At 61.0% G+C, this 20,600-nt stretch carries 17 protein-coding genes and 1 pseudogene; all 18 read left to right on the plus strand.

Annotated features, from left to right (window positions below; translation table 11 throughout):
- Window positions 1-211 precede the first annotated feature (211 nt).
- The gene (locus NW75_RS06225) at window positions 212-1,378 is read left to right on the plus strand and encodes a tyrosine-type recombinase/integrase (protein WP_231564997.1); all 1,167 of its coding nucleotides are present in this window, start codon (window positions 212-214) and stop codon (window positions 1,376-1,378) included.
- The gene (locus NW75_RS06230) at window positions 1,375-2,589 is read left to right on the plus strand and encodes a tyrosine-type recombinase/integrase (RefSeq protein WP_033964337.1); all 1,215 of its coding nucleotides are present in this window, start codon (window positions 1,375-1,377) and stop codon (window positions 2,587-2,589) included. Before NW75_RS06225 ends, NW75_RS06230 begins: the two co-directional genes overlap by 4 nt.
- Before the next feature lie 206 nt (window positions 2,590-2,795).
- Window positions 2,796-3,611, plus strand: coding sequence for a DNA cytosine methyltransferase (locus NW75_RS22755; RefSeq protein WP_197057727.1), 816 nt, complete (start codon window positions 2,796-2,798; stop codon window positions 3,609-3,611).
- Window positions 3,566-4,102 (plus strand): DNA cytosine methyltransferase, encoded by a 537-nt coding sequence (locus tag NW75_RS06240; RefSeq protein WP_052192261.1) that lies wholly within the window; start codon window positions 3,566-3,568, stop codon window positions 4,100-4,102. The genes NW75_RS22755 and NW75_RS06240 overlap by 46 nt, the downstream gene beginning before the upstream one ends.
- Before the next feature lie 172 nt (window positions 4,103-4,274).
- Complete coding sequence (locus NW75_RS06250; protein WP_197057728.1) at window positions 4,275-5,816, plus strand: AAA family ATPase; 1,542 nt, start codon at window positions 4,275-4,277, stop codon at window positions 5,814-5,816.
- On the plus strand, window positions 5,813-7,084 hold the full coding sequence (locus NW75_RS06255) for a hypothetical protein (protein WP_137903282.1): 1,272 nt from the start codon (window positions 5,813-5,815) through the stop codon (window positions 7,082-7,084). The genes NW75_RS06250 and NW75_RS06255 overlap by 4 nt, the downstream gene beginning before the upstream one ends.
- Window positions 7,085-7,206: 122 nt before the next feature.
- Window positions 7,207-7,815: a hypothetical protein gene (locus NW75_RS06260; RefSeq protein ID WP_033964343.1), complete on the plus strand. Its 609-nt coding sequence runs from the start codon at window positions 7,207-7,209 to the stop codon at window positions 7,813-7,815.
- A gap of 52 nt (window positions 7,816-7,867) precedes the next feature.
- The gene (locus NW75_RS06265) at window positions 7,868-8,422 is read left to right on the plus strand and encodes an ATP-binding protein (protein WP_033964344.1); all 555 of its coding nucleotides are present in this window, start codon (window positions 7,868-7,870) and stop codon (window positions 8,420-8,422) included.
- Window positions 8,397-9,338, plus strand: coding sequence for a hypothetical protein (locus NW75_RS06270; RefSeq protein WP_156142977.1), 942 nt, complete (start codon window positions 8,397-8,399; stop codon window positions 9,336-9,338). Before NW75_RS06265 ends, NW75_RS06270 begins: the two co-directional genes overlap by 26 nt.
- Window positions 9,328-10,416: a hypothetical protein gene (locus NW75_RS24320; protein ID WP_156142978.1), complete on the plus strand. Its 1,089-nt coding sequence runs from the start codon at window positions 9,328-9,330 to the stop codon at window positions 10,414-10,416. Before NW75_RS06270 ends, NW75_RS24320 begins: the two co-directional genes overlap by 11 nt.
- Before the next feature lie 4 nt (window positions 10,417-10,420).
- Complete coding sequence (locus NW75_RS06280) at window positions 10,421-11,110, plus strand: hypothetical protein (protein ID WP_033964347.1); 690 nt, start codon at window positions 10,421-10,423, stop codon at window positions 11,108-11,110.
- Between the two features lie 449 nt (window positions 11,111-11,559).
- On the plus strand, window positions 11,560-11,850 hold the full coding sequence (locus NW75_RS06285; RefSeq protein ID WP_010405779.1) for a hypothetical protein: 291 nt from the start codon (window positions 11,560-11,562) through the stop codon (window positions 11,848-11,850).
- Complete coding sequence (locus tag NW75_RS06290) at window positions 11,840-14,152, plus strand: type IV secretion system DNA-binding domain-containing protein (protein ID WP_010405778.1); 2,313 nt, start codon at window positions 11,840-11,842, stop codon at window positions 14,150-14,152. The genes NW75_RS06285 and NW75_RS06290 overlap by 11 nt, the downstream gene beginning before the upstream one ends.
- A 20-nt stretch (window positions 14,153-14,172) precedes the next feature.
- Window positions 14,173-17,217: pseudogene (gene mobF / locus NW75_RS06295) on the plus strand (MobF family relaxase); the annotation flags it as partial.
- Between the two features lie 45 nt (window positions 17,218-17,262).
- Window positions 17,263-17,463 carry a hypothetical protein gene (locus NW75_RS06300; RefSeq protein ID WP_010405776.1) on the plus strand — a complete coding sequence of 67 codons (201 nt, stop codon included), beginning with the start codon at window positions 17,263-17,265 and terminating at the stop codon, window positions 17,461-17,463.
- A gap of 176 nt (window positions 17,464-17,639) precedes the next feature.
- Window positions 17,640-18,131: a DUF2726 domain-containing protein gene (locus NW75_RS06305; RefSeq protein ID WP_269430285.1), complete on the plus strand. Its 492-nt coding sequence runs from the start codon at window positions 17,640-17,642 to the stop codon at window positions 18,129-18,131.
- Complete coding sequence (locus NW75_RS06310) at window positions 18,118-18,768, plus strand: hypothetical protein (RefSeq protein WP_010405773.1); 651 nt, start codon at window positions 18,118-18,120, stop codon at window positions 18,766-18,768. The genes NW75_RS06305 and NW75_RS06310 overlap by 14 nt, the downstream gene beginning before the upstream one ends.
- 161 nt (window positions 18,769-18,929) lie before the next feature.
- The gene (locus tag NW75_RS22760) at window positions 18,930-20,591 is read left to right on the plus strand and encodes a hypothetical protein (RefSeq protein WP_010405772.1); all 1,662 of its coding nucleotides are present in this window, start codon (window positions 18,930-18,932) and stop codon (window positions 20,589-20,591) included.
- Window positions 20,592-20,600: the final 9 nt, after the last annotated feature.

Raw genomic sequence — 20,600 nt, forward strand, 5'->3', positions numbered from 1 at the left:
GCCGGCCCCGGTAACGGGCACCCCAGCAGACATCGCCAGACAGCCCAGGGACAGGGTATCGGTCTCTGAGGATATGCACACCCTACGCACCAAGGTGCATTCCTTAGAAACAGAATGCAGCAATAACAACGGCATAGGGCCTCGCGATACAACAGACGATACCGCGAAATGCCCGAAACGTAGTGGCCATTTGCTTCCAGATCTGACCCCTTTGCTGGGCGAATCCAGCGCCTTTGCGTCAGACGATAAGCGCCCTCCGGACGGCAATCTCGCCCGCCGGGCAGCGGTGGCCGAAGGGTTCTACTGGGATCGGGAACTGCCGGGCTTCGGCCTCCGCGTGTACCCGTCAGGCCGCAAACGTTGGATCGTTCAGCTACGGCAGCGCAAGGCCACGCGGCGGATCACCCTTGGTGATCCCGAGGGAATGAGCGCGCCAGACGCGCGACGCGCCGCCCGTGTCATCCTCGCGCAGAATGCGCTGGACGGCCTCCCCACGAGGCAGTCTCGCGCCGAGCGTAACGTTCCGCGTTTCTCCGCTTATGTCTCCGAGTTCTGGAAGGATTATTCAGGACACTGGAAAAGCTCGACCCAGAGGCGCAACCGGCAGGCAATAGACGGCACACTCGTTCCCTATTTCGGCCGCCGTTACATGGGCACCATCACGCGAGTGGACGTTGTGGCGTGGAAGGACTCGCTTCGCGAGAGGCAGGGCACCTTCAATCGCGACTTGCCTGTCTTGGCCGCGATGCTCGGTTATGCCGAGAAACTCGGCTATCGTCAGAAAGGTTCGAACCCGTGCCGGGGTATCCCGCGCTACAAGCGGCAGCTTTCCGAACGCTACCTCACACCCAAGGAGTTTCGTCGCCTCGGAACGGTCCTTGCCGATTATGAGACCGTCCATTCTGAAGCTGTCGCCGTGATCCGAATGCTGATCTTCACGGGGGCCCGCTGCTCGGAGATCATCGGTCTGCAATGGGACTGGATCGACCCTCCCTACGCGCATCTGCCGGACAGCAAGACCGGCCCGAAGCGGCTCTATCTCAACCGGCAGGCCATGAGCGTCCTTGATGCGAGGAAGGGGGAGGGAGGAGGGGACGTCTTCCCTGGGGCAATCAGACGGAAAAATCTGTTGCCGAAGGCTTGGGAGACGATCCGACGAAGAGCTGCAATCCCCGACGTGCGCGTGCATGACTTGCGGCATAGCTTCGCCTCGACCGGGATCATGAACGGTGTTTCGCTCGCCCGCGTAGGAAAGCTACTCGGCCACGCGCTTCCGGAGACCACGGCGCGTTATGCCCATCTCGCCGACACGGCTATAGCCGACGCTGCCTCGCGCGTTTCCGGCTCGATTGCATCCGCCTTGGGGCTGCGGTCGTGAACGCTGTTACGCTACGCGCGATCCTCGCGCAGGAACTGGCTGCGGTCGGCGTTGACCATCCCGGCGAGCGATCGCGGCTCGGCCGGCAGCGCTTCACCGAGTGGTCAGCCAAGCAGCCTGGGTTTGGGACGCGCTGCTATCCCTCCGGTAGGCGCGTCTATATCGTGCAGATGCGGATGCACGGCACGTTGCGGACCATTACCATCTGCAATGCGGCATTCGTTTCCTATAGCGTCGCGCTCGGCGTCGCCCGTCGTGTGATCTTGAGAGCCCAAGTCGGCGAAAACCCCGCCGACGATCGTAAGCGGGTCCGCTCGCTGCCGCCATTCGACCGTTTTCTCAATCTGTACTGGCAGCGAGTCGCAGCTTCGTGGAAGCCGTCCACTCGCATCGCGCACGACAAGTACCGGCGCTATCATCTCGACGGCGCTTTCCCCGGCAAGACCATCGACACCATCGACGAAAGCGACGTGACGGCCTGGTATGCCTCCGTCGCCGACAGCGCAGGCCCGGGCGCAGCTAATCGTGTGCTCGACATCCTGCGAACGATGCTGAACCGAGCGGAAGAATGGGAACAGCGCCCGGCAGGTTCAAACCCGTGCCGGGCGATCCACCGATTTCGGGGGCGCAAAGTAGAGCGCCATTTGAGCCAGGCCGAGCTTGAGCGCCTTGGGCGGGCGATCGAGGGCAGGCGCGAGGCCAGCCCCGTTCACGCGTCGGCGCTTACGATGCTGCTGCTTACCGGATGCCGCTATTCAGAGATCGTCGGCCTGACATGGGGCGAGGTCAAAGGGCAACGTTTGAAGCTTGCTGATAGCAAGACCGGCGCGCGCACCGTTTGGCTCGGCGAAGAAGCGCGATCGGTCTTGGATCGCTTCCCTCGTGGAAAGTCCGACGAACTTGTGTTCCGTGGCCTGAAAACCGGCAAACGCATCGACCTGACAGGTTTTTGGCGATCAGTGAGGCAGGAGGCCGGTCTCGGCGCGATGCGGCTCCACGACCTTCGGCACAGCTTCGCGAGCCGCGCTGCCGCGATGTCCGAAACGCTGCCGATGATCGGTAAGCTACTCGGACATAGCTCTGTCAAAAGCACCGCGCGCTACGCCCACCTTGACGACGCGGATGCCGTGGAAGCCGCTCAGCGGATTGGCGATCTCATTGCTTCACTGTTGGGCAATCCAGAGCACGAGGATTACCCGGTCAACAGCTGACCGACTCGTTTCGTCGCCAAAACGAGGCAAACCGTCGGCAAAATGCATTTTTTGGGTTGTCTTCGGAACAGATGTGGAACACCAAGGCGGTCGCTGATGAGCACGACGATGCTTCGCGGGTTGATTCCAACCCGGAGCTGTATTCCGTGCCAAGGTAGGGGTAGAGTGTTATGACGAAAACGGTTAGCGGGCCGCACGGAGACGGTGTGCCCACAGTTCTTGATCTGTTCTGCGGTGCCGGTGGGCTCGCGGAAGGTTTCCGACAAGCCGGGTATCGCATCTTGGGGGGTGTGGATTATTCAGCACCCGCCATCGAAACGTTCGAGGCAAATATTCCAGGGGCAGTCGGCGTTCTAGCCGATCTCCGGAATCCCGATCTCGACGATTTTGAGAAGCGCTTTGCCGGTGTGGATGTGATCGTCGGCGGCCCCTCATGTCAGGGGTTCAGCACATCGGGCGGCCTTAGCAAGTCGTCCGGTCGCGATCATTCCGATCCGCGCAACCGGCTTTTCATCAATTATACCGATATCGTTGATCGCCTTCAGCCGAGCTGGATCGTGTTCGAGAACGTTCCGGGCCTCCTCCTTTACGAGAACGGAAAGGTTGCGCTTCAGATCGTGCAAGCGTTCCGCGAGATCGGCTACGAGCTCGTTCCGATGATCTTGCTCGCCGCCGACTACGGCGTGCCGCAGCTCCGGCGGCGGTTGGTGTTTGTGGGTAATCGGACCAATTCCGACATCTCTCTTCCTGCTCCGACGCATGGCGATGTGAATCTCTGGAAAGGATTCTCGCTGCCATTCGCGCACCTTTCGCGCATAGGCCACGGACGGGAAGAAGGCCTCCTTTCTCACGTGACATTCGCTGATGCCTGCTCCGATTTGCCCAAGGTGGCTGAGGGGAAGGAGATCGATAGCAAGGCATACAGGGCCAAGCCCAAAACCGATTATCAGCGGGAAATGCGCGTCGCTCCGAAGTCGTGCGCCAGCACGCCGCCGCCGATTTGTCTGTACTCGATCGCGTAGCGTCGCAGACACTGAAGCCAGGGCAGAATTGGCGCGACCTATCGGATGACGTGCTACCGGATCGCTTTAAAAAGATAAGGCGTTACGATGCCACGACCTTGTTGAAGAGGCTGCGGGACGATCTGCCGACCTATACGATAACGACCAAATTCAACGAGGCGACGACGGGCGCGTTCATTCACCCTTCGCAGGCTCGAACGATCACTTTGAGAGAGGCGGCTCGGCTTCAGTCGTTTCCAGACCGGTTCGTATTTTCGGGTTCTCATGCACAGATCCGACAGCAAATCGGCAATGCGGTGCCCCCGCTCTTAGCGAAGGCGATTGCCGAGGCAATCTATCCCGCCGTTATGCAAGACGCCTTCGGGATCGAGGTTGAGCCTGTGAGAGATTCCGTCGTCGTCGATCACGGCGTTTCCGAGGCAGAAATTTTGAAGCTTCACGGCGCGCGAAAAAAGCCCAAAGGTCAGCCGACCGAAGCGTTAGCTGCATGAGGCCCGATGCCGTACTTTTCACCTGACCAGATCGAGCGCGGCTTAGCGTACCTCGCCGAGACGGGCCATCAGTCGCTCGTCAGCCTTTTGGCGATGCTCAGGGCGGACGTTCCGGTCAGCGACGATGGGGCGGGCGCGGTCCAGTTCGGGTCGAAGCAGGAAAAACGCCTTAATGGCGAACTTCTTCCGGCCCGAACTCGGACCCAGTGAAAAACCGTACTTTATCCCGTTCGGCGACGCAGGGGGAAAGCCTCGCTGGCATGACGACGGCTATGCCGGCAGTAGCCTCCAACGCCAGCGCAAGGACCGCTCAACGGTGTTCGCCCAGCCGTCTGGCGATAAAATGCGGTGGTTCTTCCGCCCAGACTATGTAGCTCAAATAATATCCAACCCGGCGACGGCCGGTAAAACCGCGATTTCGCTGCCTGCGCTGGCTTCTTGGCTCTTTCGGCGCGATCAGATCGATAGCGTGTCGGACGCGGTGGAACGGGCGATCGACGCCCTGAAGTTGGATCGTGACGGCCTGATTGGCCCAAACTCTGTCTTCACGCGGGACGATGTCGCGCACATCGGAGACCTACCGCTTTCGGACGCTCCGATCGAGAACGAAGCCTTACTTGCGTTACTCGCGAAGTTCTCTCCTGCCCCGAAATCGAAGGGGGACGCGCTTGAGAATGATGGCGATCAAGCGACCGGCATTCTCCATGAAATCGCCGCCCCAGGGAGTTGGGAGGTTCCGGAAGAGTCGCTCGACGATTTCGCCGGTTTGCGCGGCCTAAGAGAGCCGGTAATGCGAGCTATCGCCGCCCTCCATTCCGGTATGCACGTTATTTTCACCGGGCCTCCCGGCACCGGCAAGACGACGCTTGCCGAAGCAGTCTGCAAGCTCGCCGGGTTCCCATCTTGGACAGTGCCGGCGACCGATCAATGGACGACGTTTGAGACGATCGGCGGCTATTTTCCCGTGCCGTCCGAGACGTCGGCGGAGGACCGATTAGACTTTCTGCCCGGAGCGGTCGTCGGGGCGATTGAGCAGCAACGCTGCCTCATCATTGACGAAATCAATCGCGCAGATATCGATAAGGCGTTCGGTGAGCTTTTCACACTTTTGACCGGCAAGTCCGTTACCCTCCCTTACCGCCGTCGCTCTGAGTCTGGTTTTCGCCGGGTCCGCCTGCAGATCGGGACCGGCTTGGTCGAAGAAGACATCGATGCCATCCAAGTGCCCGACTGGTGGCGTCTCATCGGTGCGATGAACGATGCCGATAAAGCCAGCCTAAAGCGCCTTTCTCTAGCGTTCATTCGGCGTTTCGCTTTTATCCCGATCGACCTGCCAGAGAAGGAAATTTACATTTCCATTCTCAAGGCGGAATTGGATCGAGCGGAACCGAGCGTGCGGGCGCGGCTGAGCCATTTGGAAAACTGCCTTGTCGAGCTGTTTCCGGATCGGGCAGCCGGCCTCGGTTCGATCGGATTGCCGCTCGGACCCGGTATTCCGCTCGCAATGATACGGCACGGTGTCTCAGAAGCAATATCTTGGCCGACCAGAGGCAGCGAAGAGATTACCGCCTCGGCGATCGAGTCGTATCTGGTTCCGCAGTTCCAGGGACGTCCTGACAAGCACTCTGACATCTTGGCGGTGCTTACATCCTACGTTCCGGACGCGGACGGCTTGGCCGCGGTGCTCGGCGTTTGGACGGGCGTTTCGCCGTGACATTCAGTCGCGCCGAATGGCGCGATTTTGTTTGCGCACCTGACCATCCCTACCGGCATCTGGCCAGCTTGGGCGCATCGGTCAAAGGGGCGAGTTCGGACGCGATCGATCTCGCCGGCCTCACGGATTTCCTGCAAAAACTGCGCGGCGATCATGAGATTGGCTTGCTTGCCGATATGGTCGATCTTTTGTCGGGCGGTTACACTGAATTTGCGCAGACCCAATTACCTCGACTTCTCGATTCCCTGGCCAACGAGATGGAGAGCCGGGACGAGATTGTCGGCCCCGGATTGAGGGGCAATCCGCGATGGGACCGTACTGTTGTTTCACGAATGGCAGGCATGCTGCCGATCGGCCGGTACCATTCTCGGACGTCGCATCGATCGTTCTCGCTGCCGGAAAACGAACTGCTACGCTGGTTCGTCAATGATCTGATTGGTTCGGTTAGAGATCTGGCACGCCGCTCCAGCAGCGCCTCTCCTCATGCCGCACTGGTCACCCTTCTTCAGCGATGCGAAGAGGCGGCCGCGCATCATTGGCTGTCACAGCTTGCGGTCCCGCCGTACCTTACTTCCGCGATGATCTCCGCAGCGCGCAGGAGCCGCCATCCGGAGTACCGAAAGGCGGCCGAACTCGCGGAAGCGAGAGCCCGACTGAAATCAAGTTCCGAGGAGTCGCGATGGTACGCGACACTGATGCTGCTGGCCGTTGGCTGGCTGGAGCCGGTGTCCGACGACGACATGTTCGAACTCTATTCCTTGACGCTCGTCATCGATGTCATCGCCCAGGAACTGGGTTTCGGAGAACCCGAGGAATACGGGCTAGTCACGTCCGGGCGTGGGCACGTTGCCGCCTTTAGAAATGAGCACGGAAGACTGCGGGTGATCTTCGACCAGAACCCTTCCGCTGCCGTGCGGTCACAGGATCGCTACCGAGGTGTCGTGGCTGCTCATCGCGGCGTGACCGGAACCGCGCGACGGCCCGACATCTCGATCATTTATGACCGGTCCGATGGACAGCGCTTCGTCATTGTGGAGGTTAAAAGGACCGCCAACGAGCGCTATGTCAGCGACAGCATCTATAAGCTGTTTGGGTATCTGTACGACTTCGCTTCCTTCTGGCCGCAAGGGCACCCTAGTCCCCGTTCAGTTTTGCTCGTACCAGAAGGCATATCTCGCCTGCCTGACGAGCCATTCCGCGATGCCGCAATCGTGTCAGGAGATGATCGCGCGGGACTAGCCGCCGCACTCGCAGCGGCGATTCTCTAAGGTGCGAGATTTCCTCGGGAATGACGCCGTGTTGCCCGCTTATTCCTTCGAGGCACTATCTATCTTATGGTCTAGGTCTGATCGATTGAAGGGGGCGGCCTATCCTGGCCGTTAAAAGAGCAATGCTGCAAATAATAAAGAGCGAAAACGTACCAAACTCTTTCCTGCCAGCGCTCAATGGTCGAGAAGTCAGCCTCTGGATTCACCGCACTCCCGATGGTGTCGACGTCGCCGAACTTGTCGACTTCATTGGCTTGCCTTGGCGCGATGTCTTTATAAGCGAGACCGACAAAGCATTCCGGGATGCCCTCTCCGCAATCGACAAGCCCGATATGGTGCGCAAGAGGGGGTATGCGCAAATCATTCGCAGTGACCCAAGCCTCCTATCATTACCTCCCCGGGCATTGCCAATTTATCTCTTAGACGGCGGCGAGGCGCAGGAATCTAACTTTGATAAGACCCTGCGTCGCTTCGCGATGTTGGGGGGACTTCGTCGCTCTGGAGTCCGCCAGCTGCTCGTGATTTCCGACGAAGATGCAACGCTTCCGCCTGAGTTAGCTGATCTGCTGGATGTCCAATTCCGCCCGATCATAACCCAAGTTTCGGAAACGCAATCCGGTGAACAGATCGCTGAGTCTTGGGTCCAGAGCGACGCTACACGACCGACCGTGCAGTTCGTCAAGATTGCGCCCATCGACTTTTATTCATGCGGTAGTTCGCGACTACGCTAAAATATACCCATTCGAATCGACGGTTGTGCGATTCCGTAATGTTGATAGTTCAATGTCCTTGATCGATTTGAGCGAGGTGGATGACGCTGAGCGGCCGATCCTTCGATCTTACGACTTGATCCAAGAACGAGACCTGGCGCCGGTCGCTCCACAAGACCTTTCCGAGGCGGAGTTTATTGAATTTTTCGAAGGTGGGCAGGGCTCCTGGCGACCCTGGGCTGCTGAACTACCTTGGCTTCAGGATCGGAGCGTCCCATCTAAATTGAAGCGCCTTCTCGGCGAGCTAGACAGCGTCGGATCCCCTGAAAATAAAATCGCGTTCATTGCATCTGAGCCCGGTGCAGGTGGCACGACGCTTGCTCGGGCTATCGCACTCGAGGCAGCACGGGCAGGCTATCCAACACTTGTAGCGAAGTCGATCCCGTTCACTCCCGAAGCGCTGCCCCTCGTCGGCTTTCTGACGCGGGCACACCATGTCGCACTCGAACAAGCTGGAAGCGAGGCAAACTCGGAAGCGCGCACGTTATATGAAACGCCGTGGGTGATTGTTTTCGATCGCGCCCATTTTGATCGGCGGGAAGGTGAGCTTCGCCACTTTTTTGAATGAACTTACGCGCTCAGGTCGCCCTGCGATCCTGTTGGCGGTAACAGGTCCAACCAAACCGCTAGAGTTTTATGACTCCGTGGCAAAGGAGGTCGCGACGCCGACCCACTTTCTGGATAGCAAAGACGCCGAGGCGCTCGGTCGACATCTGAATATCTTTCTCAAAAACTACGATAAGGCGCGGGCACCGGAAGCGTGGTCTCAATTCTACAACGATCACGGCGTTGATCATATGCACGGTGTCGCTGCATTCTGGGTTACGCTTTCGTTCTGGTTGAGGATGAGTCGGGACATATCTGGCTCGGTGCAAGACTGGGTGTACGCGGCATTCAAAGAACAGACAGACTCCGAGGCTGTCAGACTAGCCTTGATCGAGATCGCCGCTCTTAGCTCGGAGAGGCTGCCCCTTAACGAAGCGCTATTGCCAGCGTCCGACAACCAGTGGCCGTTAGCGCTCCGATTGGAGGACCAGCGGAGGAGCCTTGCGGCGCTGGGGTTAATGACTGTCAAGGCAGATGGGGAGCGGTACTGGGGATTGGCCCATGATATCCTTGGGCGCCTTTTGCTGAACGCGCTTTTTTACGACTTTGAGACCCGCAGTGAACTAGGCTTCGGAAGTGCGCGCGACCCCGAGCATCTGCGATTTCTTGCTCTCAAGCGAGTAGCAGTAAAGCCCGCGATGGCTGAGATTCGCCATCGAGCTTTGGCCGAGCAGTTTTTGACCACGATCTTCAAAATCGATCCGGACCACGGCGCTCGAGCGTTCGCTGGAATGTGGCGGGAAGTTCTCGACGCTTTCGATGAGATGCCGAAGCTTTTCCGAGACTCGAGTCGCGTGTTTCGTCATCACTCTGCGATCTCCCGCCGACGCATTTCTGCGCTCGATCCGCGCATTTTTTGGAGTGTCCTTGGAGGATAGAGAGTCCCTCCTAGAGAGGGCCATTAATGACATTCGGTATGCGCTGTTTTCGATCGACAAGGGGCCTGGCGATGAGCCAGATTTAAACCTCTATAACTCGCTGGCAAATGCGTATCTGAACCTTGCTGATGTGTTGGCGAGCAACCAAGGCAATCGCGAACGCGTAGCCGACCTGCGTGATCTCGCAAGCGATGCAACGCATCGAGCTTATAGCGATAATCCAACGAACCCGTGGGTTGTCGAAACCCATATAAAGAACCTGCTTAGCATAGCCAGGGCGGAACCCGAACGGTCTGTTCAATCCGCGTTGGAGGCGCTGTTAGCGGTGTACGACGCGATCAGGGCGTCAGACGCAAATTTGCGGGGAGCACAGCTGGGTCGCCTTGCAGAGGATGCACTCGCGATACTCTTCTCTAATTCTACTGCGGGAGGGGATGTCACCGATCTTCAAACGCCTGTGGACGTACTCGTCGCCACTTGGCGGGTATTGTCGAGCGCGGGCGTGTCGGCCTTTGACGAAACGCTTTCTCGCTTGCCGCCTGCTGAGGCAGAGCGTGCGCTGCGTGTACTCGCCGATCCTGCGGGGAGCGGTGACATCCAAGTGCTGAAATTGAGATACGGAATCCTCAGTTCTGCTCGTCCATTTGCCTTTGCAGAACGCCTCGGATTGGTTGAAAATCTTGACGCCACGGACGGGCGTTTATCGCCTCAACTACGCCTCGAATATGCTCTGCTGCTTTACCAAGTCGGGCGTGCTCGCGAAGCAGACCGCGCGTTCCGTGATTTGCGGCGGATCTGGCGAGACGGCGAGCATTTTGTGAACATATCCGAGCCGCTGAATTGGTTGCGCGAGGGAGAGGGTGAGAGCCTCAGGACGGTCCAAGCTAGAGTGAGTTCGGATCAGGGCTTCCGACCCCAGGCCCGCGTATCAGACTTCGCGGACGTTTTGGTTCCGTTCCGGCCGGAAGAGTTTGGCGTTCGAAATTTGAGGCCCGGTTCATCTTTCCGCGCCCGCGTCTCATTCGGACATAACGGCCCATTTCTTCGGCCAGCGCTTGCTGGCCCGAAGCGCGGTTGACGGTATGGACATGTTGGCAGCCTATGTGGCCTCCAAACCCTGGGTTCTGCGGCCCAATATCGTCTTGGTCGAGGGCACGACGGATGAGGCCCTTTTTCAACGTGCAGACGAGCTGTCTATTCAGGCAGGCGGGACGCTGCTTGGTAACGAACTAAGTATCGTCGCAGCCGGGCAGCGAGACCGAGGCGGGACGTTCGGGGTGGCACGAGAACTGATCACATTGCGTTCGATGGTCCCCCTCGTCTTGGATCGGCAGGGACGCCCCGCTTATCGCGTGATCGGTTTGGTAGACAACGATCACGCTGGGCGGCAGATCATCAAAGACGTATTGAAGCTAGACCGAGCCGCCGCTGAATTTCGGGACATAGTAGCAATGCGGCCCGTAAGCCTTAACTTTGCTAGCCGCTTCCCGGCAGATCGGAAGCGCGAGTCCGAGCTTGCAAACGGCCCTTACCGCACGCTCGATTGGGAGATCGAGGACGCCGTCTCGGCCCGCGTGATCCGGCTCTTCGAGCAGCGCCATAGCAATCTGAAGCCCCGCAAAGTTCGCGCGGCGGACAAGACGCATCATGAGTTCTCGAAGGACGGCAAAACGGCATTTCATCGCGTGGCGCAGGCTGAAGCAACGCTCGATGACCTGAAGGAAGTGGTTTCGATCGTTGCAATGATCAAGGCGGTTATGGGTTTGCGTTGATCCCCTGAAACCGTGACCGTTGCTGCAATTGGTCATCGAATGTGCTGGCCATTTGCTTCCGGATTTCCGAATCTAGGCTGTCATCTCGCTGTTTTTCAAACGCCGGATCGGCTATGAAATGCCTAGCCGGAGCCCGGATTTCCGGCGTTATCGACAGTCGAACAGCCTCGACGTGACCGTCACAAGAGCAGGAGCATTGCATGCACACCCTACGCACCTGAAGGTGCAAGATTTCCGTTGCTGCGCAACGGTTTAGCGCGGATGGAAAGGCGACTACATTGTAGTACGGTTCTTGCGGCGCGTAAAAGCCACGCAAATCCGCCACTTGGCCGTAGTACGGACGACTACGATGGTTTGGCGCTCGACGATCAACTTGCCGCGTGCCAGCCTCTAGGCTATAAGTCAGGCCTTCTTCAGTCCCCACCAGCCTCCCTGCTAGGAGGTTGGTCTTGGCTACCAGTTACCGGCACTATAATGTGCGGCTCGAGCGGACCCAGTGGGATCGGCTGAGCACCATAGCTGCGGAGCGCAAGCTCAGCGTCGCCGACATCATCCGGTCGGCGCTCGACGTCTTCCTTTCCTCGTCCGATCTGCTGACCGCCAGCCACCGCCGTCTCGCCCGCATCAGCGAGTTCCAGCAGCTCGCCTTGGACATCATCATCCGCGAGCAATATCCCGAGCTTCGCGAACGGCTCGTCGCCGAAACCGACAAGCGCCTGGTTCAATATCATGGCGCGTGAGGACATCCGCTCGAACGGGAAGAACATCCCGCTGACCCATCATTCCGCGCGGGGCCGGGTTCAGCGCAACTCAGGCAATTTCACACGCGGCAGCCAGCTCCTCACCCATGAGATGCTGATGTGGTTTTCGGGCGCGAAGCTGCCCATCATCGCCTGGTTCTTCGCCTTCCTCGCCGCTTGGTTCATCATCCTTTCGCTGCGCCTCGACGAGCATGGATTCCAGCTCGTCTGCATGAAGCTCTATTCGGCGCTTTGGAACTGGGTCGATCTCAATCCCAACAAGCGCGTCAACGTCACGCTGCCGAACGGCGAGATCTACAAAACGATCATGCCGGCCGTGCCCTATATCCCCGCCGTCCAGAAGGCGTGGGCAACCACGGTCCACGCGTTTATCGGCTCGATCCTCGTCTCGGTTTTCGTCATCGCGCCGATCACGATCTGGTTCGTCGATATCTCCCGGCGGCGCGGCAAGACCATCCTCCAGGAACGCCACGAACGCGGCGCGATGCTGGTCGAGCGCGATGTCCTCTTCGCCGAAATCGCCCAGCATAACGCCGCCAAATTCGAGGAAGATGCGCGTCAATTCTTCCCGCGGCTAAGCCCTTCGGCCGTGCTTCGGCTGCCCTTCGCCGAGCGAAAAGCCGGCGGCATCCATCACCCTTATTCGCTCGCCGGCGTCCCCTATCCGCACCGCATGGAGCAGTCGCATACGATGCTCATCGGCACGACCGGATCGGGCAAGACTACCGAGCTTCGCAGCCTCGTGGCGCAGATGCGCGAGCGTCAGGACAACGCCGTCATCTTCGACCTGACCGGCGCCTATGTCGAAGCCTTCTACGATCCGGAGCGCGATACGATCCTCAATCCGATGGACCAACGCTGCCCGGCCTGGTCAATCTTCAACGATTGCCGCACGCACAGCGAATTCACAGCCGCCGCCGCAGCCCTGATCCCGTCGGACGGTGGATCCTCGGAGCCCTTCTGGGCGCTGGCGGCGCGCACGCTGTTCATCGAAATGTGCGTCCGCCTCCAGGAGCGCGGCCAGACCACCAATCTGGCGCTCAGCGAAAACCTGATGACGGCCGATCTGAAGCGCGTTCACCGTTTCCTCGCTAACACCATCGCCGACCCGCTGACCGCCCCGGAAGCCGCCCGCATGGCGGAATCGATCCGTGCCGTCTTCAACACAAATGCGCAGGTACTGCGCTTCCTGCCCGACGAAGGGGAACAGTTCTCGATCCGCGACTGGATCACCGGCGACAAGCAGCCCGGCGCGATTCTCTTCATCACCTCAAACTATGTCGATCTGGCGATGAACCGGGCGCTCCTGACGCTCTGGATGGACCTGTGCATCAACCGGCTCATGACCATGCCGCGCACCCGCTCCTTGCGCATGTGGTTCATGTTCGACGAGCTCGGCGCGCTCCACAAATTGCCCGCGATCGAGAATGGCCTCCAGACCGCGCGCGCGTTCGGCGGCGCCATGATCCTGGGCATCCACAGCTTCGAAAAACTGGTCGAGGTTTATGGCGAACAGGGCGCTCGCAACCTTGCCTCGCTCGCCCGCTCAAAGCTCATCCTGGCTACCGCCGATCTCGACACGGCCGAGCAGTGCGCGCGCTACATCGGCAACCGCGAGGTGCGCCAGATGGATGAGGCCTACAGCTATGGTTATAACAACAATCGCGACGCCTCGACCCTGACCCCGCGCAAGCAGGTCGAACCGCTCGTCATCGCCGACGACATCACCAACCTGCCCTCGATGCATGGCTTCGTGAAGTTCCCCGACGGCTTTCCGGCGGCCCGCATTCTGCTCGAATGGCAAGACTATCCCCAGGTCGCCCAGGGCTTCATCGCGCGGCCCACCATGAGCCCGGTGCGGTCGAGGCGCGGAGAGGAAGTGTTCGCCGAAGAGGACGGCGCGGGAGGCGAGGCGGGCGGGCGTGATGGCGCCGTCCAGATCGTCGAGGAGGTCGTCGAGGCGACCAATCTCGCAAAGGAGATGGCAGCGCGGATCCTCAGCACCCCGACCGAGGAGGAGAATGCCGAAACGATGCGCGCGGCGCAGCGCAGCGACGATCGGAACGAGCAGACGGCGCCTGCAATCCATGCGGCCGACAAGGCGCAGGCGGCGCGCGACAAGCCCGAGGACCAGACCGCCGGCACCCGCACCAGCGAGGAGCGCCGCGACGGTCGCGACGCGCAACCGCGCGGGACGCAGGTCGAGGATCAAACCCTGGTCGAGCTGAGGGAAGGCTTTGCCAGCGGACGGGATTCCGATGGCATGGACATGGGGATCTAGGGCGTGCTCTCGGTCGCTCGGTCCGCTCCGCCTCGGGTGCGGCGAACTATTTCGCGAAGGACGACTTCAAGGACAATTACTACACCGCCGACGGCTCGGCCGAGCAGAGCGCTTGGGGCGGGGAAGGGGCCGGGGGCTCTCGGCCTCGAAGGCGAGGTTTCGAAACAGGCCTTCGAGGAAATCCTGGGCGGGACGCTGCCGTCAGGCGAGGGCGTCGCCCAAGTGGAAAACCGCCGCAACGGCGTCGATCTCACCTTCTCGGCGCCTAAGTCGGTGTCACTCATGGCCTATGTCGCCGGCGACAAACGCGTGCTCTCGGCCAACATGGCTGCCGTTCAGAAGACCATGGCCTGGGTCGAGAAGAATCTCGCTGAAGGTCGCAAGGATGTGGAGGGCCGCAAGGTCCCGGTCCAGACCGGCAATCTGGTCTATGCGCTGTTCCAGCACGACACGAGCCGCGCGCTCGACCCGCAGGCCCATGTCCATGCCGTCGTCGCCAATCTGACGCAGATGCCAGACGGCAAATGGCAGGCGCTCCACGCCGACAAGATCTGGAGCAGCAACACGACGATCGGCGCCGTCTACCACGCCTATCTGAGGGCCGGCCTCGAGAAGCTTGGCTACAGCGTAGAGCTCAAGGGTAAGCACGGCACGTTCGAGATAGCGGGCGTGCCCAAGGCGGTGATCGACGCCTTCAGCCAGCGCCGCGAGGCGATCCTGGAAAAGGCGGCGGAACTCGGCATCGTCTCGGCCAAGGCCGTGACGGGATCACCACCAACACCCGTGATCCCAAGCTCAATGTCGATGACCGCGACGGCCTGCTGAAAGGCTGGATCGACAAGCTGCGGCGCTCGGCTTCGACGGCAGGGGCCTGCTCGCGTCGGCCGAGGCACGCTCAGGTCTGAGCGCCGTCGACAGCCGGCTCGATCGCGGGTTCCGCGCGGTCGGCGAGGCAATAGCCGGCGCGCGCGACCTGGTCGGTGGTTTCCTTCGCCCGCACGATCCGCTGGTTGATTCAGCCTTGCACGCGTCACCCAATCCCCCGCGACCGCCCGCTCGCAGCTCGCCGTCGCCTCCGCCGTCCGGATCCTTTCCGAACGCGAGGCGGCGTTCAACGTCCACCTCCTGGCGAAGACCGCGCTCGATCTCGGATTGAAGGGCGTGACGATCGACACGGTCGAACAGCGCATCGGCCAGTTGGTCGAGAACCGACAGCTTATCCCCCGGCGTCGCCCGTGCCGGCGACAAAGGCGTGAGCATGGTCACCACCCAGGAAGCGCTACGCACTGAAGAGAGCATCCTGAAGGCAGTCGAAGTAGGGGCAGGAAGGGCCGCACCGATCGTACCGGCCGCCGATGCGCCCACACGGCTACAGGCGGCCGCTGACCGCCCGCTCAATGCAGGCCAACTGGCGGCAGCCACGCTGATCCTGTCGTCAGACGATCGCACGGTCACCGTCCAGGGCGTCGCCGGCGCGGGCAAGTCTACCATGTTGCAGGCCGTCGCGCGCGTCGCGGCAAGCGAAGGGGGACAAATCCTCGGCCTCGCATTCCAGAACAAGATGGTGGCCGACCTTTCGGAAGGCGCCGGCATCAAGAGCCAGACGATCGCTTCCTTCGTGCTCGCCAACGAGCGGTTCGTGACCGAGCGCGACACGCCGAGGTTCGAGGCTGCGCAGGCGAAGTTCGCAGGGGCCATGCTTGTGGTCGATGAAACGTCGATGGTCTCGAGCGACGATATGCTCAAGCTGCACCGGATTACCGAGGCGCTCGGCGTCGATAAACTCGTGCTGGTCGGCGATCGCCAGCAGCTCTCCTCGATCGACGCCGGCAAATCCTTTGCGATGATCCAAGCGGCCGGCGGGACCATGGCGCGGATGGACGAGAATATCCGCCAGCGTACCGATATGCTGCGGACCGTCGCGGCTCTCGCCAATGTCGGCAAGGCAGGCGAGGCGATGAAAGTGCTGGGCGACAACGTCCATGAGAGTGCCAGCGCGCCAGAAACAGCCGCCGATATGTGGCTCGCTTTGCCGGGAGGTGACCGCGAGGCGACTGCGGTCTTCGCGTCCGGCCGGGAATCTCGCGCGATCATCAATCAACGCATCCAGGACGGCTTGGCGGCAGAGGGGACTGTGCGAGGGGAGGGGATCCACCTCACCGTCTATGAGCGCGTCAATCTGACTCGCGAGGAGCTGCGCTACGCGTCGACTTACCAGCCCGGCCAGACGCTCGATGTCGGCCGCGGCGGCGCGCAGGACATCGGCCTCGAGAAGGGGCGGTACGACGTCACGCGCGTAATGCCGAACGGCAAAGTCGAGCTCAGCGACGGCCGCCGGAAGATCCGCTTCGATCCGCAGAAGCTATCGCCCACCGAAAAAACGCGACAGACTCGAGCTCACCCATAAGAAAGACCTCCATGTCCGGGAGGGCGACCGCGTCCGCTGGACCGCCAACGACAAGCCCCGCGACCTCCACAACGCCGCCTTGGCGCGCGTGCTGACGGTCGATGCCAATGGCGTGACCGTCGAGACCGCCGGGCAGCAGCGGCTGACCCTGGATCTGGGCGATCCGATGCTGTCGCGTCTCGACCTTGCCTACGCGCTCAACATGCACATGGCGCAGGGCATCACGACCGACAAAGCCATCACGGTCATGGACAGTCATGAGCGCAATCTGTCCAACCAGCGCCTGTTCAATGTCGGCGTGACCCGCGTCCGCGACGAGCTGACGATGGTGGTGGACAACCGGGAAAAGCTGGAGCGCCAGCTCGATCTGAACCCCGGCAACAAGACCTCAGCCCTCGAGACGGTCGGCCGCCTCGACATTGACGGCAAAAAGGGATCGCCGCCGCCGGTGAAGTTCGATCCAGGTCCGATCGACGGCATCAACTTTGCCGATCACCCCGATATGCTCGCTGACCTGCCACCGGTTCCGGACGGACCGATCGCGCCGGCGGCCGCAGCGACCAAGGCGAGTGACCTCAAGGCGCCGCCCGAGCTCAAACCCGACAAGGGCGACCTTCTTCCACCGCTGCCCGAACGCAGCCTGGGCCTCGATTTGTGAGAGTGAACCGCCGGCGCGGTGCCGGTCCAACCAAGGAGACGAAACATGGCATGGGATTTTGACGAGGGCGGCAAGTTCGGCAGCGAAAAAGCGGCCGAGGATTATGCACGGCGCAACGGCCTCAACGACGCCGATTTCCGCACCCGTCGCAAGGGCGACCAGGTTGAGCTCGAGATTCGCCGCTCAGCGATCGACGGCCGTAGCCTCAAAGACAGCAACGAGGGCCGTCGCGACGGCTGGAATTGAAAGGCGCTCCGGCATGGGGCGCGAGCCTCGTGCCCTAACCGGGAGAGGTTCAATGTCAGAGTATTTCGGCCGGCTCGGCCAACAACCGATCGGCAACCTATTGCTCGCCATGGGCGCGCTGATCGTGCTCTGTTTGGCGATATGGATCGCGCCACGCATCCGCCAAGGCATGAGGGATAGGCCTTTACCGGTGCCGTGCCGCGCCGGTAGCGAAGCCCTTTCTGACAAACCGGAAGCACGCGATGCTCTCCGCTCTCGAGCGGGTCCTGCCGATGTATCGGATCCATGCCCAAGTCTCGATGGGTGCGCTTCTCGCGCCGGGTGGTCGCCTGGGCCCGTGGCAGCGCGGGACGGATGGCGGCGCATTCCTTTGGAGGATTGTCGACTTCGTCGTTGTCGATCCCACCTCGAGTTCGATCGTCGCTTTGATAGAGATGGACGAGCGCTTCGCCGAACCTGACGAAAATCGGCAGCGTGAGGCGCTGACGACCCAGGCGGGGTATCAGACGATCCGCATTCCTGCGTCAGACCGCGCGACGATGGCTACCGCGCAGGCCGCGGTAGGGCATTTGCGGGACGCCGCGCTGAAGGCAGCGCCCGCTGTGACGCGCTTGCCAATGCCTGTGCGCACATGGCCACTCGAGGGGCGCTTCAATGGGACTCGATGATCGGGACTATATGCGCGATCGTCGGCGCGCTGAGCGCGAGGCAGCGCGGCTGGGCAGTGCGTCCTGGATCGACAGGAACGGGCGGGTGGAGCACCACGGACTCTGGTTCGACGGTCGGTATCGCTCCGGTCCGCGCGTCGTGCCGCACCCATGGCAGAAGTGGCTCTTCCTGCTCATGGCCCTGTCGATCCTGATCCCAATGTACGGTGAAATAAAGCGCGAAGGATGGCTGCCCGACTTCGACACGGCGGTGAGGTTTCCCGAAACGGGGTCGGTGACGGTGGCGAGAACCATCCGACGCGCCGATATTGAAAGCAGGCTGACGGTAGAGGCCAGCGAAGCAAACGCTGTCGTGCAGCTATTCGACCCAGCGACCAACCGGCATATCTTCTCACTCTATGTGGCGCGCAATGATCGCATCACCGTCCCCGCTCCGACCGGCACTTTCCTGATGCGGCTGATCGAGGGGCAGAAGTGGCATGGAACCACGCGATATTTCGGGCCGAACACATCTTACGAGACGGTTGCCGAACTGATGACATTCGAGCCGCGCAGTGGCCACATTATCGATCTGCATCGAAGGCCCGGCGGCAACCTCAAGACGCAGCTAATGCTATCGCGACCATTGAGCCTGTGATCCCCAGTGCCATCCGTGACACTTTACCCGAAAACGCTGGGTAAAGTGTCATTGCTGACAATTACTTGGCTGAAGGAGGGGCCTGTCCCGTAACTGCTGCCCGAACGATGAAGGCGTGTTAGCTAGGGTTCCCTGAGCAAATAGCGAGAATCGCCACCTGAATGCCGCACCATATCTTCTACTCCTGGCAGAGCGACACCGATAATCGAATTGGCCGCGGCTTCATCCAGCATGCATTGGATCGCGCCATCCGCGCAGTGAATGCGGACGCGGACGTCGATCCTGCCGATCGCAACGTGCAAGCCGACCGTGACACGGTCGGGATATCAGGTATGCCGCCGCTCGCCGATACTATCTTCGGCAAGATCGACCGTGCTGTCGCCTTCCTCTCCGACCTCACCCATGTCGCCAAACGGGCCAAGGGGCAGCTTTCGCCCAATCCCAATGTCCTGCTCGAGCACGGCTGGGCGTTGAAGTCTCGCGGCTGGGCCAGGATGATCGGCGTGATGAACACGGCCATGGGTCACCCGGATGAGCATCCTCTCCCGTTCGACCTTACCCATTTCAAGCGGCCGATCCTCTTTCACTGCCCGCCAGATTCGACCGACGAGGATCGTCAGGCGGCCCGGCTCGGACTGCAGAAGGATCTGGAGAGCGCGCTTCGCCTGATCCTTGATGACGAGGTTCTTCGCGCGGCTCAGCCGCCGGAGCAGCCACATCCTCACGATATCGCATTGCTCCAGCGGTTCCGGACCCAGATCCCGGAGCGGCTGCGCCAGTTCCTGCGCGAGCATAACTTCGGTGAGCCCTATCCGCGAAAGGCGCTCGATCCGCTCGATGATATCGCTTCCACCTGGGCAGGAGCTGAGTTCGATTTCGAGGATAAGGCGCTGCAGGAAGCGTCTACGGCGCTGCGCGCAGCCAATAGCTCGCTGATGGAGCTGGTCTACGAACGCACCCATGTCATGGATCGCAATCCCAACATGGCGTGGGCGAAGACGGGCTATGATGTCAGTCATGGCCTTCAGCAGGGAACCCTGGACGCAATCCGGGATCTCAATGCGCGGTCGACGACTCTGATCGACTCGATCGACGCCTTCGAGAAGGTTGGCCGGTCACGGATCCGTGTCGCGGCACCGGCACCTACCGCGCCGCAGGTCGATCCCAGGTGGGAAGCCGCGAGGCAGGCGGTAGGCGAGCTTGCCGCCGATCGCATGCGGGGCGGGCTCCCAGAGATCGTCGCCGTGCCGAGCATGACCCTTCGCCTCGTTCCTCTTGTTGCGATGGATCGGCCATCCCTCGACCCGAAGGTCGTGCTGGCCGCCGCATTGCGTTTTCCACCGGACATGCAGGTCAGGGTCCAGTCGGATTCCGATGAGCGCCAGTGGTGGAGTTTCGGGCTGCCGCTGATCCGCACAGAGAACAATCCCGAAACCAGATGGCGGACCCGTTTCGTCCGTCCAGGTGTCATCGAATATGAAGCAACCATTGGTGGCCGCGTTGATGATGGGGACGAGCAAATCCTCGTTGATGGCCGCGCGCTTGAGGGATCGATCGTGGCGCATGTTGAACGGCTAGCCGGCGTCCTCGCGGCGATCGGGCTAACCGGACCAGGTCTCGTTTCCATCGCCTTTCGTGGCGTTGAGGATGTTGAGCTCACGCGGTCCCGCGGGGGCGGCAGGACGATACGAAAGCCGGAGCTGTTCCTGCCCGAGTTGCGGGCAGACGATCTTTCCGCCGCCATGCAGCCTCAGCTGCGCGACCAGCTCAATATCCTGTGGCAGGCGTCCGGCTGGGCGGATGGCTCGCCGTCGTTCGGCTGACGAGTGACA

It is taken from the genome of Sphingomonas sp. Ant H11, from assembly GCF_000797515.1.
Classification (GTDB): Bacteria; Pseudomonadota; Alphaproteobacteria; order Sphingomonadales; family Sphingomonadaceae; genus Sphingomonas.

Coding starts and splice junctions, on each gene's coding strand:
- NW75_RS06250 (WP_197057728.1), top strand. CDS start 4,275: ATGGCGAACTTCTTCCGGCCCGAACTCGGACCCAGTGAAAAACCGTAC.
- NW75_RS06260 (WP_033964343.1), top strand. CDS start 7,207: ATGCTGCAAATAATAAAGAGCGAAAACGTACCAAACTCTTTCCTGCCA.
- NW75_RS06265 (WP_033964344.1), top strand. CDS start 7,868: ATGTCCTTGATCGATTTGAGCGAGGTGGATGACGCTGAGCGGCCGATC.
- NW75_RS06280 (WP_033964347.1), top strand. CDS start 10,421: ATGGACATGTTGGCAGCCTATGTGGCCTCCAAACCCTGGGTTCTGCGG.
- NW75_RS06290 (WP_010405778.1), top strand. CDS start 11,840: ATGGCGCGTGAGGACATCCGCTCGAACGGGAAGAACATCCCGCTGACC.
- NW75_RS06300 (WP_010405776.1), top strand. CDS start 17,263: ATGGCATGGGATTTTGACGAGGGCGGCAAGTTCGGCAGCGAAAAAGCG.
- NW75_RS06310 (WP_010405773.1), top strand. CDS start 18,118: ATGGGACTCGATGATCGGGACTATATGCGCGATCGTCGGCGCGCTGAG.
- NW75_RS22760 (WP_010405772.1), top strand. CDS start 18,930: ATGCCGCACCATATCTTCTACTCCTGGCAGAGCGACACCGATAATCGA.